General features: G+C 70.6%; 11 protein-coding genes. 8 read left to right on the top strand and 3 right to left on the bottom strand.

Annotated features, from left to right (window positions below):
* Positions 1-55 precede the first annotated feature (55 nt).
* The 4 genes from Q9R20_RS04835 (at position 56) to Q9R20_RS04820 (ending at position 6,709) form a co-directional block, all read left to right on the top strand.
* Positions 56-1,783 (top strand): ABC transporter ATP-binding protein, encoded by a 1,728-nt coding sequence (locus Q9R20_RS04835; protein ID WP_311248236.1) that lies wholly within the window; start codon positions 56-58, stop codon positions 1,781-1,783.
* Complete coding sequence (locus Q9R20_RS04830; RefSeq protein WP_311248235.1) at positions 1,780-3,960, top strand: ABC transporter ATP-binding protein; 2,181 nt, start codon at positions 1,780-1,782, stop codon at positions 3,958-3,960. The genes Q9R20_RS04835 and Q9R20_RS04830 overlap by 4 nt, the downstream gene beginning before the upstream one ends.
* A gap of 231 nt (positions 3,961-4,191) precedes the next feature.
* Positions 4,192-5,448 carry a glycosyltransferase gene (locus Q9R20_RS04825; RefSeq protein ID WP_396653657.1) on the top strand — a complete coding sequence of 419 codons (1,257 nt, stop codon included), beginning with the start codon at positions 4,192-4,194 and terminating at the stop codon, positions 5,446-5,448.
* 4 nt (positions 5,449-5,452) lie between these two features.
* The gene (locus tag Q9R20_RS04820; protein ID WP_311248234.1) at positions 5,453-6,709 is read left to right on the top strand and encodes a glycosyltransferase; all 1,257 of its coding nucleotides are present in this window, start codon (positions 5,453-5,455) and stop codon (positions 6,707-6,709) included.
* A 32-nt stretch (positions 6,710-6,741) separates the two neighbouring features.
* Here the strand turns inward: Q9R20_RS04820 and Q9R20_RS04815 are convergent, their stop codons facing one another.
* Positions 6,742-6,990: a hypothetical protein gene (locus tag Q9R20_RS04815; protein ID WP_311248233.1), complete on the bottom strand. Its 249-nt coding sequence runs from the start codon at positions 6,988-6,990 to the stop codon at positions 6,742-6,744.
* A gap of 87 nt (positions 6,991-7,077) precedes the next feature.
* Here Q9R20_RS04815 and Q9R20_RS04810 point away from each other — a divergent pair, with 87 nt between their 5' ends.
* The 3 genes from Q9R20_RS04810 to rraA all read left to right on the top strand — a co-directional run bounded on the left by Q9R20_RS04810 (position 7,078) and on the right by rraA (position 11,201).
* A complete protein-coding gene (locus Q9R20_RS04810) occupies positions 7,078-8,073 on the top strand; it encodes a helix-turn-helix domain-containing protein (RefSeq protein ID WP_311248232.1) in 996 nt (331 codons plus the stop codon).
* Between the two features lie 231 nt (positions 8,074-8,304).
* On the top strand, positions 8,305-10,524 hold the full coding sequence (locus Q9R20_RS04805; RefSeq protein ID WP_311248231.1) for an AAA family ATPase: 2,220 nt from the start codon (positions 8,305-8,307) through the stop codon (positions 10,522-10,524).
* Between the two features lie 209 nt (positions 10,525-10,733).
* A complete protein-coding gene (rraA, locus tag Q9R20_RS04800) occupies positions 10,734-11,201 on the top strand; it encodes a ribonuclease E activity regulator RraA (protein WP_311248230.1) in 468 nt (155 codons plus the stop codon).
* Positions 11,202-11,275: 74 nt separating this feature from the next.
* On the opposite strand, the gene Q9R20_RS04795 is transcribed toward rraA, so the two are convergent.
* Positions 11,276-11,860, bottom strand: a complete 585-nt coding sequence (locus Q9R20_RS04795) for a nitroreductase family protein (RefSeq protein WP_311248229.1) — start codon at positions 11,858-11,860, stop codon at positions 11,276-11,278.
* Between the two features lie 280 nt (positions 11,861-12,140).
* The gene (locus Q9R20_RS04790) at positions 12,141-13,502 is read right to left on the bottom strand and encodes a glucose-6-phosphate dehydrogenase (protein ID WP_311248228.1); all 1,362 of its coding nucleotides are present in this window, start codon (positions 13,500-13,502) and stop codon (positions 12,141-12,143) included.
* Positions 13,503-13,615: 113 nt separating this feature from the next.
* Between Q9R20_RS04790 and Q9R20_RS04785 the strand changes: the two genes are divergently transcribed.
* Positions 13,616-15,403: a glycoside hydrolase family 15 protein gene (locus tag Q9R20_RS04785; RefSeq protein WP_311248227.1), complete on the top strand. Its 1,788-nt coding sequence runs from the start codon at positions 13,616-13,618 to the stop codon at positions 15,401-15,403.
* The last annotated feature ends 3 nt before the right edge of the window (positions 15,404-15,406 follow it).

Genomic DNA, 15,406 nt, shown 5'->3' with positions numbered 1-15,406 from the left:
GCCAGGCTGTATCGCGCGGTCACGGCGACCGCGCCCGACCTGCCCGGAGGTCCCTGTGCTCGGCAAGCTCCTCATCCGTTATCTCACCCGCTATCGCTGGCTGCTGCTCGCGCTGCTGCTGTTCCAGTTCGCCGCGGCGATGGCGTCGCTGTACCTGCCGCGCCTCAACGCCGACATCATCGACCAGGGTGTCGCCCGCGGCGACACGGGGTTCATCTGGTCGCGCGGCATGCTCATGCTCGCCATCTCGCTCGGTCAGATCACGGCGTCGATCATCGCCACCTACTTCGCCGCCCGAGCGGCGATGGCGGCCGGTCGCGACATCCGCCGCGACGTGTTCGAGAAGGTGAGCGGCTTCTCCGAGCGCGAGCTCTCGCAGTTCGGTGCCGGCTCCCTCATCACCCGCAACACCAACGACGTGCAGCAGGTGCAGATGCTGGCGATGATGGGCGCCACCATGCTGGTCAGCGCCCCGCTGCTGGCCATCGGCGGTATCTTCATGGCCCTGCAGCAAGACGTCGGGCTCAGCTGGCTGATCGCGGTCGCCGTGCCGACCCTGCTCGTCGCCGCGGGCCTCATCATCGCCCGCATGGTGCCGCTGTTCCGCAGCTACCAGTCCAAGCTCGACGCGGTGAACCGCATCATGCGCGAGCAGCTCACCGGCGTGCGCGTCGTGCGGGCGTTCGTTCGCGAAGACATCGAAGAAGAGCGCTTCCGCGGCGCCAACACCGACATCATGGTCGTCGGACGCAAGGTGGGGTCGCTGTTCGTCCTCCTCTTCCCGCTCGCGATGCTCGTCCTCAACGTCACCGTCGTCGGGGTCATCTGGTTCGGCGGCATCCAGGTCGACGCTGGGGGCGTGCAGATCGGCACCCTCTTCGCCTTCATGCAGTACGTGGCGCAGATCCTCATGGGCGTGCTCATGGCGAGCTTCATGACGGTGATGATCCCGCGTGCCGCCGTCTCGGCCGAACGGATCGGCGAGGTGCTCGACAGTCACTCCACCCTCGAGCGTCCCGCCGACCCGGTCACCGCGTTCCCGGATGCCGGCGCGGTCGAGTTCGACGACGTGGCCTTCGCCTACCCCGGAGCCGAGTCGCCCGTCGTGTCCGGAATCAGCTTCCGCGCCCGACCGGGCGAGACCGTCGCGATCGTGGGCTCGACCGGAGCGGGCAAGACCACGCTCGTCTCGCTCATCCCCCGCCTCTTCGACGTCACGGCGGGTGCCGTGCGGGTCGGCGGGGTCGACGTGCGCGAAGCCGATCTCGACCTGCTGTGGAAGGGCATCGGCCTTGTGCCGCAGCGGCCGTTCCTGTTCAGCGGCACCGTGGCATCCAATCTGCGGTTCGGGCGCGAAGACGCGACCGACGACGAACTGTGGCGCGCCCTCGAGATCGCCCAGGGTCGTGACTTCGTCGCAGCGATGGAGGGCGGCCTCGAGGGGCGCATCGCGCAGGGCGGCACCAACGTCTCGGGAGGGCAGCGCCAGCGCCTGGCGATCGCGCGGGCCATCGTGCACCGACCGGCGGTGCTCGTCTTCGACGACTCCTTCTCGGCGCTCGACCTCACGACCGATGCGCGCCTCCGGCAGGCCCTATGGCACGAACTGCCCGACGTGACCAAGATCGTCGTCGCGCAGCGCGTGTCGACCATCACCGGCGCCGATCGCATCGTCGTCCTCGAAGACGGCCGCATGGCCGGCGTCGGCACCCACGAAGATCTGCTGCAGACCAGCAGCACCTACCGCGAGATCGTCGAATCGCAGCTGGGGGTGGAGGCATGAGCACGACCGATGCGCTCACCGAAGAAGACCGCGCCGAACTCGAGCTCGCCGAGCAGGCGCGCCTGAACTCGGGCGACTGGGACAGCGTCGCTCCCGGCAAGGCCTCGAACTTCGGGCCGAGTTTCCGCCGGCTCATCGGCCTGCTGCGGCCCTACGCCTGGTCGTTCGCCTTCGTCTCGCTGCTGGGCGCCCTCGGCGTCGTCCTGGCCGTGCTCGCCCCGCGCGTGCTCGGCGACGCGACCAACATCATCTTCGAGGGCGTCGTCTCGAAGGGCCTCGCCGAGCAGTTCCCCGCGGGAACCTCGCAGGAGCAGGTCGTCGAGGCGCTGCGCGCCGCCGGTCAGACCGACATCGCCAACATCGTCGGGGCGATGAACACCTTCTCGGTGGGGGCGGGCGTCGACTTCGACGCGCTGCGCACGGTGGTGGTGACCGTGCTCGCCATCTACGTCGGCTCGTCGCTGCTGTCGTGGATCCAGGGCTACGTCATCAACGTCATCATGGTGCGCACCATGTGGCGTCTGCGCGAAGACGTCGAGGCGAAGATCAACCGTCTGCCGCTGTCGTACTTCGACAAGGTGCAGCGCGGCGAGCTGATCTCACGCGTTACCAACGACATCGACAACATCACGCAGACGATGCAGCAATCGCTGTCGAGCGCCCTCACCTCGGTGTTGACCGTCGTGGGCGTGCTCATCATGATGTTCACCATCTCGTGGCAGCTCGCCCTGGTCGCCCTGGTGTCGTTGCCGCTCATGGCGGTGATCTTCGGCGTCATCGGACCCAAATCGCAGAAGGCCTTCGGCGAGCAGTGGAAGAAGGTCGGCCGTCTGAACGCCCGTGTCGAGGAGTCGTTCTCCGGACACGCGCTGGTCAAGGTGTACGGCCGCGAGAAAGACGCCCGCGAGAAGTTCGAGGTCGAGAACGACGAGCTGTTCCAGGCGAGCTTCAAGGCCCAGTTCCTGTCCGGCATGATCATGCCGGGCATGATGTTCGTCGGGAACCTCACCTACGTCGGCATCGCCGTGCTCGGCGGGCTCATGGTCGCGGGCGGCCAGATCCGCCTGGGCGACGTGCAGGCCTTCATCCAGTACTCGCAGCAGTTCACCCAGCCGCTGTCGCAGCTGGGCGGCATGGCGGCGGTCGTGCAGTCGGGCACCGCGTCGGCCGAGCGCGTCTTCGCCCTGCTCGACGCCGACGAGCAAGACCCCGACGCCGTTGACGCGCCCGCGCACGTCGACGGGCGGGGCGTCATCGAGTTCGAGAACGTCCGCTTCTCCTACACGCCCGACCGTCCGCTCATCACCGACCTGTCGTTCCGGGTCGAGCCCGGGCAGACCGTCGCGATCGTCGGACCCACGGGGGCCGGCAAGACCACGCTGGTCAACCTGATCATGCGGTTCTACGAGCTCGACGGCGGGCGCATCCTGCTCGACGGACAGAACATCGCCGACCTCCGCCGCGACGACGTGCGCTCGCGGACCGGCATGGTGCTGCAGGACCCGTGGCTGTTCGCGGGCAGCATCCGCGACAACATCCGCTACGGTCGCGAGACCGCCACCGACGACGAGATCGTCGAGGCCGCGGTCGCCACGCGCGTAGACCAGTTCGTCCACTCGCTGCCCGAGGGCTACGACACGGTGCTCGACGAAGACGCCGCGAACGTCTCGGCGGGTGAGAAGCAGCTGATCACGATCGCCCGTGCCTTCGTCGCACGACCCTCGGTGCTGATCCTCGACGAAGCGACCTCGTCGGTCGACACCCGCACCGAGCTGCTGCTGCAGCAGGCGATGGCGGCCCTCCGCGAGGGACGCACCTCCTTCGTCATCGCGCACCGCCTGTCGACGATCCGTGATGCCGACCTCATCCTCGTGATGGAGCACGGAGACATCGTCGAGAAGGGCACGCACGACGAGCTCATCGCCGCCGAGGGCGCCTACTACCGCCTCTACCGCTCGCAGTTCGAGCAGGCGAGCGCCGACCTCGACGCCGACCTCGACACCGGCGTCGCCGGGGCCGTCGACCCGCGGCAGGCGCCGGCCGGCGACGACGCGGTCGTGGTTTCGGCGATGGCGGCCGCGGCATCCGAGGTGCGCGCGCCCGCCGGCACCGACGGTCCGCCCCGTCCGGCGCACGGCTCGCCCGCTCCGGACCCTCGACTCGACGGCGAGGCGTAGCGCCGGTCGCCGCCGTCCCCGTCGAAGCCCGCTCGGTCCTGCACCGGGCGGGCTTCGTGGTGTGTGCGAACCGCTCCCGGTTCGGGGCGGATCCGAGTGTGCGGTGCCGCAGCCGAGGTCGGCGACACCTGTGGACGGCCTCCGGGGCCGCAAAACCCCCTCGGGTACAGTGGACGGGCGCATGACCCGCACCGTGCGAACCGTCCGCCGCACAGATAGGCCTCACCACCCGTGACCACTCCTGCGACGCCCGCCGACCATCCCACGCCCCCTGCATCCCCCGACGCTTCGGCGGCATCCGGGGCCGAGAACACCCCGGAGCGGCCGCTGCGCATCCTCATCGGGGCCGACACCTTCCTCCCGCACGTCAACGGCGCCGCCCGCTTCGCCGAGCGCCTCGCGGCGGGTCTCGTCGCCCGCGGGCACGACGTCCACGTCGCCGCCCCCAGCGCCGGTCGCGGCAACGCCGGTCGGCGCACCGAGACGATCGAGGGCCAGCCGATGACGCTGCACCGGCTCCCGGCGTACCGTTTCCTGCCGCACGACTGGTTGACGTTCGTCTGGCCGTGGCGCGCGAAGCACTACGCCCGCCTCCTCCTCGACGAGATCAAGCCCGACGTCGTGCACATCCAGTCGCACATCATCATCGGCCGCGGCCTCGCCCGCGAGGCGCGCAAGCGCGGCATCCCCGTCGTCGCCACCAACCACGTGATGGCCGAGAACATCCTCGACTTCACCACTCTCCCCGACTTCCTCGACCGCATCTTCGTCAAGCTCGCGTGGGCCGATGCGGCGCGCACGTTCAAGATGACGCGCGCCGTCACCACCCCGACGCGCAAGGCGGCCGACTTCCTCGAGTCGACGATCGACATCTCCGGCGTCATCCCCATCTCGTGCGGCATCGACCGGTCGAACTACCGTCCCGACCTCACTCCGCGCGACGCCAACCGCATCCTCTTCGTGGGGCGCCTCACGACCGAGAAGCACATCGACGTCGTGCTCCGGGCGCTGTCGCAGCTCGACCCCGCGCTGGACGTCACCTTCGACGTCGTCGGCGGCGGCGACCAGCGCGCCAAGCTCGAGGCGCTCGCCCAGCAGCTCGGCGTCGCCGCGCGCGTCACCTTCCACGGCCACGCCTCCGAAGAAGACCTGCGCGCCCTGTACTCGCGGGCGAGTGTCTTCGCGATCGCCTCGATCGCCGAGCTGCAGTCGATCGCGACGATGGAGGCCATGGCATCCGGTCTCCCGATCGTCGCGGCCGATGCGGTCGCCCTGCCCCACCTCGTGCACGACGGCGAGAACGGCTACCTCTTCGAGCCGGGCAACGCCGACGAGCTCGCCGCTCGCCTGACCGATGTGCTCACCGCGTCGCCCGAGGAGCGCACGCGCATGCAGCAGGCGTCGCTCGATGCGGTCGCGGTGCACGACATCACCCGCACCCTCGACACGTTCGAGGCGCTGTACCGCGGCCGCCCGCTCCCGGAGTAACCGCGTGCACGTCGTGATGTTCGCCGACCAGCACCTCGAATCGCTGGGCGGCGCGCAGGTGTCGATGCGGCTGCAGAAGCGCTTCCTCGAGCGGGCCGGACACGTCGTGACGGTCGTCGCCCCGCGCCTGCACCGCGATGCCCCCGACGATCGCGCCTACCTCGACCTGCCGTCGTGGGCGATCACTCCCGATCGCGAGTACGCGCTGACGTGGCCGGGTGCGCGCACCGATCGATTCCTGGATGCCGAGATGGGCGCGCGCCTGCCCGTGGACGTCGTGCACGTGCAGGCCGATTTCTGGGGCGCCTTCATCGGCCACCGGTACGCCCAGCGACACGGTCTGCCGGTCGTTCACACGATGCACAACCGCGTCGACGTCGGCATCGAAGCGACCGCGCCGTTCCCCGGGCTGGTGCTGCGCGCGCTGAACGCCTGGGCACGACGGGCGCTGCCGGGCGGCTCCTCCGCCGGCCGGGCGTCCCGCGATACGGCTCCGATCCGGTCGGATGCCGCGCTTCGGGACCGACACGAGAGCACGGCGGCCGACGGCTGGGCGTTCCTGCGCCGACTGGCCCGCCTCTCGCGGGCGGTCACGGCGCCCTCGAGCCACTTCGCGCGCCGCCTGGAAGCCCACGGCGTGGCAGAGTCGGTCGACGTCATCTGGAACGGCATCGACGACGACGTGCTCGACGCCGCCCTGCGCGCCGAGGTGGTGGAGCGTCGTCCCGGTCGTCCGCGCTTCATCTGGCTCGGGCGCATGAGTCCCGAGAAGCGCCTGCTGCCCTTCCTCGAGGCGGTCATCGCCTCGGGCATCGACGCGGAGGTCGAGATCGTCGGCGGTGGGACGCAGCTGCGTTCGGCACGACGGCTGATCGAGCGATCGACGCCGACGGCCTCGGTCACCTTCGCCGGGCGTCTGCCCTACGCCGAGACGCTCCGACGCCTCGCCGACGCCGACGCCGTCGTGCAGACCTCGATCGGTTTCGAGACGCAGGGGATGACGGTGTTCGAGGCCGCTTCGCTCGGCACCCCCGCCGTCGTCAGCGACCCCGACATCGCCGGCGAGCTCGGCTCGGGTGTCTGGGCGGTCCCGGATGCCACGGTCCCGGCGCTCGCGGACACCCTCCGCCGCGCCGCGGCCGGCATCGCCGCGGGTGCACCGGTCGTGCCGGATGCGTCGATCGCTGAACGGTTCCGCCAGTCCTCCCGCACGGCCGCGATGGTCGCCGTGTACGAGCGGGCGGTGGCCGCGGGGCGCTGATCAGCGCGATCGGGCGCCGCCGCGGGGCGGTGTCAGGCCGCGCGGTGGGTCGTGCGAACCGCCCGGACCGATGACGTCGCCGAGGGACGGCGCTGAGCCGACGCCTGCTCGGGGGCGGGAGCAGGGGCGGAAGCGGAGGCGGAGGTGGCCGGTTCCGCGGCACGCGGCGGTAGCCGCCGCGCATCCGTGGGCACGCGGCGATAGCCGTCCGTGCGCAGAAGCCAGAGCGTCGAGACGATGCCGGCGAGGGACAGGATGCCGAGAGCGATGAGATAAGCCATGGCAGGAAAACTATTTCTAGAGGAATCGTGCCCACGAGTGGCATGATGGACGCTGTTCGCGTTTTTTCTGCCACACCGGAGGTTCCGATGCGTTCGGTCGCCGTCGTCATCCAGCCCGGGTTCGCCCCCTTCGAGTTCGGTCTCGCGTGCGAGGCCTTCGGGCTCGACCGCAGCGACGACGGCATCCCGAACTTCGACTTCCGGATCGTCGCGCCGGATCCCGGCGCCGTCGCCTCGAACATCGGCTTCTCAGTGAACGTCGAGCGCGGGCTCGAGGCGGCCGCCGACGTCGACATCCTCGTTCTCGCTCCGATCCCCCGCGAGCAGTGGGGGTCCGTCGATCCGCGCGTGCTCGACGTCGTCCGGGCCGCGCACGCCCGGGGTGCCTGGCTGCTGAGCGTCTGCAGCGGGTCGTTCGTGATCGCGGCATCCGGAATCCTCGCCGGCAAGCGTGCGACGACGCACTGGCGCTACGCCGACGTCATGGCGCGCATGTACCCCGAGATCGAGGTCGACCCCGACGTCCTCTACGTGCAGTCCGGCAACATCATCACCAGCGCCGGCACGGCCGCGGGGCTGGACGCGAGCCTGCACCTGCTGCGGCAGGAACTGGGGTCCGAGCTGGCCAACCGCATCGCCCGCCGCATGGTCGTGGCGCCCCAGCGCGACGGCGGTCAGGCGCAGTTCATCGCCTCGCCCATCCCGATCGACTCCTCGCTGTCGCTCGCTCCGGTCACCGAGTGGATGATGCAGAACCTGGATGCCGAGCTCTCGGTCGACCTGCTCGCGGCGCGCGCGCACATGTCGCCGCGCACCTTCGCCCGGCGCTTCAAGGCGGACCTCGGAGCCACTCCGGCGGCATGGCTCGCCCGGCAGCGCCTGTTGCACGCCCAGCGGTTGCTCGAGGAGACCGACCTGGGCCTCGACCGGATCGCGTCCGAGTGCGGCTTCGGATCCGCCGCGGTACTGCGACAGAACTTCGCCCGCACGATGGGGCTGACCCCGACCGCGTATCGCGCGCGCTTCTCGTGCGCGGAGTCCGCGGCTGTGGCATCCGACGTCCGGGAGTCCGTCCCGGCCTGATCTCCCGCTGCCTCTCGCCGCCCGAGGTCACACGATCCGCACGAGGTGACACGGTTCCGCGCGGGCGGAGCGTGTGTGCTCGGGCGGTTCGTGTGATCTCGGCGCCTGCGCCGCAATGCGGAGCACTCATCGAGCCGGCCCACGGCCATTGCCGCCGTGCACCTCCGCTGCTAAACTTGAGTCAACGCCGCTCAAGTTTGAGCGAGAGCGAGAACACTTCCAGGAGACCACATGAACGCCACACAGCAGCCGGGGCAGGAGGACGCGCGCAGCGCCCTCGAGCAGTTCGGCATCAACCTCACCGACCGGGCCCGCCAGGGCAAGCTCGACCCCGTGATCGGGCGCGACGGCGAGATCCGCCGCGTCAGCCAGGTACTCACCCGGCGCACCAAGAACAACCCCGTGCTCATCGGCGAGCCCGGCGTCGGCAAGACCGCCGTCGTCGAGGGCCTCGCGCAGCGCATCGTCGCGGGCGACGTCGCCGAGAGCCTGAAGAACAAAGAGCTGGTGTCACTCGACATCTCGGCGCTCGTCGCCGGCGCGATGTACCGCGGCCAGTTCGAGGAACGCCTGAAGAGCGTCCTGAAAGAGATCACCGAGTCCGACGGACGCATCATCACGTTCATCGACGAGCTGCACGTGCTCATGGGCGCGGGCGGCGGCGAGGGCTCGGTCGCGGCATCCAACATGCTCAAGCCCATGCTCGCGCGGGGCGAGCTGCGCCTGATCGGCGCGACCACGCTGGACGAGTACCGCGAGTTCATCGAGAAGGATGCCGCTCTCGAACGCCGCTTCCAGCAGGTCTACGTCGGCGAGCCCACGGTGGAGGACACCGTGGCGATCCTCCGCGGCCTCAAGGAGCGGTACGAGGCGCACCACAAGGTCGCCATCGCCGACGCGGCGCTGGTCGCCGCGGCATCCCTGTCCAACCGGTACATCCCCTCGCGTCAGCTGCCCGACAAGGCGATCGACCTCATCGACGAAGCGGCATCCCGTCTGCGGATGGAGATCGACTCCGCGCCGCTCGAGATCGACGAGCTGCGCCGGCACGTCGATCGCCTCAAGCTCGAGGAGCTCGCGCTGAAGAAGGAGAAGGACGACGCCTCGAAGGAGCGCCTCGCCGCCCTCCGTGAGACCCTCGCCGCCGAGCAGGCCAATCTCGACGAGCTGCAGGCGCGATGGGAGCGCGAGCGCGCCTCGCTCAACCGCGTCGGTGACCTCAAGACGCGCCTCGATGCGGCCCGCGTGGATGCCGAACGCGCCCAGCGCGAGGGTAACCTCGAGCGCGCGTCGCGGTTGCTGTATGCCGAGATCCCGGCGCTCGAGCGCGAGCTCATGGTCGCCGAGCGCGAGGATGCTTCGACAGGCTCAGCAACCGGTGAGAGTCGCATGGTCAACGACCAGGTCACCGATGAGGACATCGCCGCGGTCATCGCCGCGTGGACCGGCATCCCGGTCGGTCGTCTGCTGCAGGGCGAGACCGAGAAGCTGCTGCACCTCGAGCGCGAACTCGGCAAACGCCTGATCGGACAGCGGGATGCCGTGAAGGCGGTGTCGGACGCGGTTCGTCGCTCGCGCGCGGGGATCAGCGACCCGCACCGGCCGGTCGGCTCGTTCCTGTTCCTCGGTCCGACGGGTGTCGGCAAGACCGAGCTCGCGAAGTCGCTCGCCGACTTCCTCTTCGACGACGAGCACGCCATGGTGCGCATCGACATGTCGGAGTACGGCGAGAAGCATTCGGTCTCGCGCCTGGTCGGTGCCCCTCCGGGGTATGTCGGGTACGAGGCGGGCGGTCAGCTGACCGAGGCCGTGCGGCGGCGCCCGTACAGCGTCGTCCTGCTCGACGAGGTCGAGAAGGCGCACCCCGAGGTGTTCGACGTGCTGCTGCAGGTGATGGACGACGGTCGCCTCACCGACGGTCAGGGCCGCACGGTCGACTTCACCAACGTCATCCTGATCCTCACATCGAACCTCGGCTCGCCGATCCTCATCGACCCCACGCTGTCGATGGACACCAAGCGCGAGCAGGTGCAGGCGTTGGTGCGCCAGGCGTTCAAGCCCGAGTTCGTGAACCGCCTCGACGACATCGTCATCTTCCAGGCCCTCAGCCAGGACGACCTCGCGCAGATCGTCGAACTCGCCGTCGACGCGCTGCACAAGCGTCTGCGTGAGCGGCGTCTGAGCCTGGCGGTCACGCCCGACGCCCGCTCGTGGCTCGCCGAGCGCGGATACGACCCGGTGTACGGCGCCCGGCCGCTGCGTCGCCTCATCCAGACCGAGATTCAGAACCGCCTCGCCATGGCGATCCTGGCCGGGACGGTGCGCGACGGCGACGTCGTGCGCGTCGACGTGGCCAGCGACGGCGATTCGCTCGTGCTGGTCAGCACGGGTCCGGCCGCGCCCGACGACGCTGCGGACGACGACGTGGTCGAGGCGGAGATCGTCGAGTAGCACGGCCGGAGGGGGGCGGTGTGCGTGGTATCCCTCCTCGTGCGCCTGGGCTGTGCGTCGGCGCCGCCGCTGCGTCGTCCGCACCGATAAACGCTTTCCGCGCGCAGAAACGCGGTGGCACGGCGTTTCTGCGCGCGGATAGCGTTTCCGAGTGGCGGGCGGGGGTCGGTGCCCACGCGGCACGCAGGCACCGTCGCTACCCTGGCCGCATGACCATCGCGACCGCAGACCTCTACGACGACCGTGGCGACGAGCTCGACTCCCTGAGCCTGCAGCTGCTCGATCTCGGCGGACGCACCGCGTTCGACGGCCCCGTCCGCACCGTGCGCTGCCATCGCGACAACGCGCTGGTCAAGCAGGTGTTGAACTCGCCGGGGGAGGGGGCCGTGCTCGTCGTCGACGGGGGCGGCTCGCTCGCATCGGCGCTCGTCGGCGATCTCATCGCGGGAGCCGCGGTCGAGAACGGGTGGGCCGGGATCATCGTGAACGGCGCGATCCGTGATCGCGTCGCGCTCGCGACCCTGCCGCTCGGCCTGAAGGCGCTCGGCTCGAACCCGCGCAAGAGCGCGAAGGACGGCGTCGGAGAGGTCGACGTCCCGGTCACGATCGCCGGAGTGGTCTTCGCGCCCGGCCGCCATGTGTGGGCCGACGCCGACGGCGTCCTCGTCGAGCGCTGACCCGGCCCTGAAAGCGAACCGCCCCGAGACGCGCCCTGCGGGGGCGGGTCTCGGGGCGGCAGGATGCCGTGGGCTCAGTCGTCGACGAGCAGCGAGTCCGCGACGGTACGGCGCTCACGCGGGGCGAGCTCGCGCTGTCGCAGGCCCTCCTCGGCGGCGTCGACGTCGCCGAGAGCACCGACCGCGATGACGGTGACGGGCTGGAAGCGCGCGTCGATGTCGAACGCGGCGCGCAGGTCGTCGGCGACGAAGCCGCCCATCTGGTGCGTCGCGAGACCCTCGGCGTGCGCCTGCACGGTGAAGTGCGCGGCGGCCTGGCCGGTGTCGTAGAGCGCCCACGTGCGCGCTTCGCCGTCTTCGGTCTCGGTCTCGGCGAGCACGACGAGCAGGGCGCCGGCGGCGGGAGCCCAGGCCTGGTTGAACCCCATGAGAGCGGATACGACCTTCTCGTGAGCGGCGGTGCCGCGGCGCGCGACGATGAAGCGCCAGGGCTGGAAGTTCATGCCCGACGGCGCCCACCGCGCGGCCTCGAGGGCGGAGCGCAGCGCCGCCTCGTCGATCGGCGTCTCGGGGTCGAAGACGCGCGTGCTCCAGCGCTCGGCGAGCACGTCAAGGATGGGGGCGTCGGTGGGGGCGGTGCGATCGAGTACGAGAGACATGAGTCCTCCTGCGAGACGAAACGATGTGAGGGACTCCGTTGACCCGCACCAGTCAACGACGGCCGGGCCCGATCTGTTCCCGTGTGACGCCGTGCGTCGTCGCGAGCAGATCCCGGATGCCGGCCCCGACGTCGAAGGACGCTCACCGGCCCGCCCAGGTGCGCAGGCATCGCGGGCGCGCACCGCGACGGGATCCGCCCCCGGACACCCGGCCGTCCAGCGCCGCCGCCCGACCGAACCCGTCCATTGCGCCGCCACCGCGGCGAACGTCACCGCCGCGTCACTCGCTCCACGCGGTGGGACCGGCGGTGCCGGCCGGATACTCGTCGAGCGGCACCTCGTTCTTGCGCCATGCGTCGATGACGGGCTGGACGATGCGCCAGCACTGCTCGGCGGCGTCGCCGCGGACGGCGAGCATGGCGTCGCCATCGAGGATGCCCGACAGCACCTCGCCATAGGCCTTGAGCGCACCCTCGCCCAGGTCGGCGGCCAGGGTCACGCGTTCGAGCTCGAGGGGATCGTCGGCTCCGTTGACGTTGAGGCCGAGGCTCATCGTGTCGGGGCCGAGCGAGAAAACGAGGACCGAGGGCTCGCTCTCGCCGAGGAAGCCGCCGGGCAGATGGCGCACCGGCTTGAACGTCACGGTGATGGCGCGGTCCGACGAGCTCAGCGCCTTGCCCGAGCGCAGGGTGATGGGCACGCCCTGCCACCGCGCATTGCGCACCTCGACCGTCATCTCGGCGAGCGTCTCGGTGCCGCGGGAGGGGTCGACGCCCGGTTCGTCGGCGTAGGAGGGGAAGTGGCGGTCGCCGACGTCGCCGGCGGTGTAGCGGGCGCGCCGGGAGTTGCGGACGGGGTCGTCGTCGAGCACGTGGGTGGCGCGCAGGACCGCCGAGGTGGCGTCGCGCAGATCGAGCTGGTTGAGGGATGCCGGGGGCTCCATCGTGACGAACGCCATGACCTGCAGGAGATGGCTCTGGATCATGTCGACCAGGGCACCGGCGCCGTCGTAGTACCCGGCGCGACCCTCGAGCCCGAGGGGCTCGGGGTAGTCGATGAGCACCGACGCGATGTCGTCGGCCGACCAGACGCTCTCGAGCGGACGGTTGGCGAAGCGCGCCCCGAGCAGGTTGAGCACCGTCGACCGCCCGAGGAAGTGGTCGATGCGGAAGACCTGGTCTTCGGGCACCAGCTTCGCCAGCTGCTGATTGAGTCGGTGGGCGCTCGCCTCGTCGGTGCCGAACGGCTTCTCGAGGGCGAGCACGGTGCCCTCGGGAATGGTGACGTCGCTGAGCGCGAGGCACGACTTCTCCGCCACGGCCGGGGGCACGGCGAAGTACAGCGCCGGACGGCCCTCGGCGTCGTCGAGGAGCTTCTGCAGGTCGTCGGCCTTCGTGATGTCGGCCCGCGAATAGGTGGTCTCGGAGACCGCGGCGAAAGCGGCAGCGGCATCCGTCGTCTGAAACGACTTCTGCACCACCTCGCGCCAGTGCTCATCGGTCCAGTCCTCCATGCCGGCGCCGTGCAGGCGCACCGACCGTCCGGGTTCGCGCGTGAGCAGCTGACCGAGCGCGGGCAGGAGCAGGCGCGAGGTGAGGTCGCCCGAGGCGCCGAGGATGATGAGGGTGGTGTCCGCCGTCATGCGGCAACCGTAGCGCTCCCCTCCGACACCGCCGACGTGCTTGCAGCGAGCACAGGGGAGCCACTATCGCGATGCTCGGCCGCGATGTCGGCGGCCTCTGCCACAATCCGATCATGACGACTCCCATCGAGGATTACGCCGTGCTCAGCAACTGCCGGTCCGCCGCCCTCGTCTCGCGCGCCGGGAGCGTCGACTGGCTGTGCCTGCCGCGCTACGACAGCGGCTCCATGTTCGGCGCGCTCCTGGGCGACGACTCGCACGGCTCGTGGTCGCTGCGACCGGCCGACCCCGACGCCCGGTCCACGCGGCGCTACGACGACGACACCTTCGTGCTCGTCACCCGGTGGGAGACGGCGACAGGCGTCGCCGAGGTCGTCGACTGGATGCCGATCGATGAGGGCGTCGAGGCGCTCGCGCGCCGCGTCGTCGGCGTCTCGGGGCGGGTCGACTTCGTCAGCGAGCTGCGCCTACGCTTCGACTACGCCCGCGCCGTGCCCTGGGTGCAGCAGGTGGGGAGCGCCGACGAGCACGCGATCCTGGCCGTGGCGGGTCCCGACGCGGTCGTCGTGCGCGGTCCACGGCTGATCGCCGTCGATACGGCTCACCGGGGCCGGTGGACCACGTCGCCCGGCGAGAGCGTCGACTCGGTGCTGTCGTGGGGGCCGTCGTGGGAGAGTGCTCCCGCCGCCGTCGACGTGGATGCCACCCTCGAGCGCACCCGCCGGTGGTGGGCCGCGTGGGCCGAACGCGTGCAGTCGGCCGGCTCGCACGCGCAACTCGTCACGCGCTCGCTCATGGTGCTGCGCGCACTCACCCATTCCGAGACCGGCGGCATCGTGGCCGCGGCGACGACGTCGCTCCCCGAGGCGTTCGGCGGCTCGCGCAACTGGGACTACCGCTACGTGTGGTTGCGCGACGCGGCCCTGACCCTCAGCGCGTACATCGATCACGGTTACCTCGAGGCGGCGCACCGCTGGCGCGATTGGCTGCTCCGCGCGATCGCCGGAGACCCGGCCGACGTGCAGATCATGTACGGCGTGGCGGGCGAGCGCGACCTGCCGGAGCGCGAAGTCGACAGCCTCCCCGGCTACGGCGGGGCGTCTCCCGTGCGCATCGGCAACGGTGCGGTCGACCAGTACCAGGCCGATGTCATCGGCGAGGTGATGGTGGCGCTCGAGGCAGCTCGCGACGCGGGCGTCGAGGAGACACGCTTCTCGTGGGCCCTCCAGCGGGCCCTGCTCGACCAGCTGGCCCAGTGGGTCGATCGGCCCGACCTCGGCATCTGGGAGATGCGCGGCGACCCGCACTTCTTCACCCACTCGCGGGCGATGGTGTGGGCGGCGTTCGACCGTGGCATCCGGGCCGTCGACGAGCGCGGCCTCGACGGTGAGGTCGACACCTGGCGTGCGCTGCGCGATCGCGTCCGCGCCGACATCGATGCCCGGGGCGTGCACGAGGGCGGATGGTTCACCCAGCACTTCGACACCGACGAGGTCGACGCCTCCCTGCTCGTGCTGCCGCAGGTCGGCTTCTGCGCCTACGACGATCCCCGCATGCTGGCGACGGTCGCGCGCATGGAAGAGACGCTCATGCCCGACGGGTGGCTGCTGCGCTACCGCACGACCGGTGTCGACGGGCTGACGGGCGACGAGCACCCGTTCCTCGCGTGCTCCTTCTGGCTCGTGGGGCAGTACGCGCACAGCGGGCGCCGCGACGACGCCGTGGCTCTCATGCAGCGGCTGACCGCCGTCGCCAACGACCTGGGGCTGCTGTCCGAGGAGTACGACCCGACCGAGAAGCGGCAGGCGGGCAACACCCCGCAGGCGTTGTCTCATCTCGCGCTCGTCGGCGCAGCCGACGCCCTCGACGCGACCGCCCCCGCGTCGTCACCGCGGCCCTAGAGT

Origin of the sequence: Microbacterium sp. PRF11 (assembly GCF_031844085.1) — a bacterium.
GTDB lineage: Bacteria > Actinomycetota > Actinomycetes > Actinomycetales > Microbacteriaceae > Microbacterium.
This window is presented reverse-complemented; position numbering and strand designations above follow the sequence as displayed.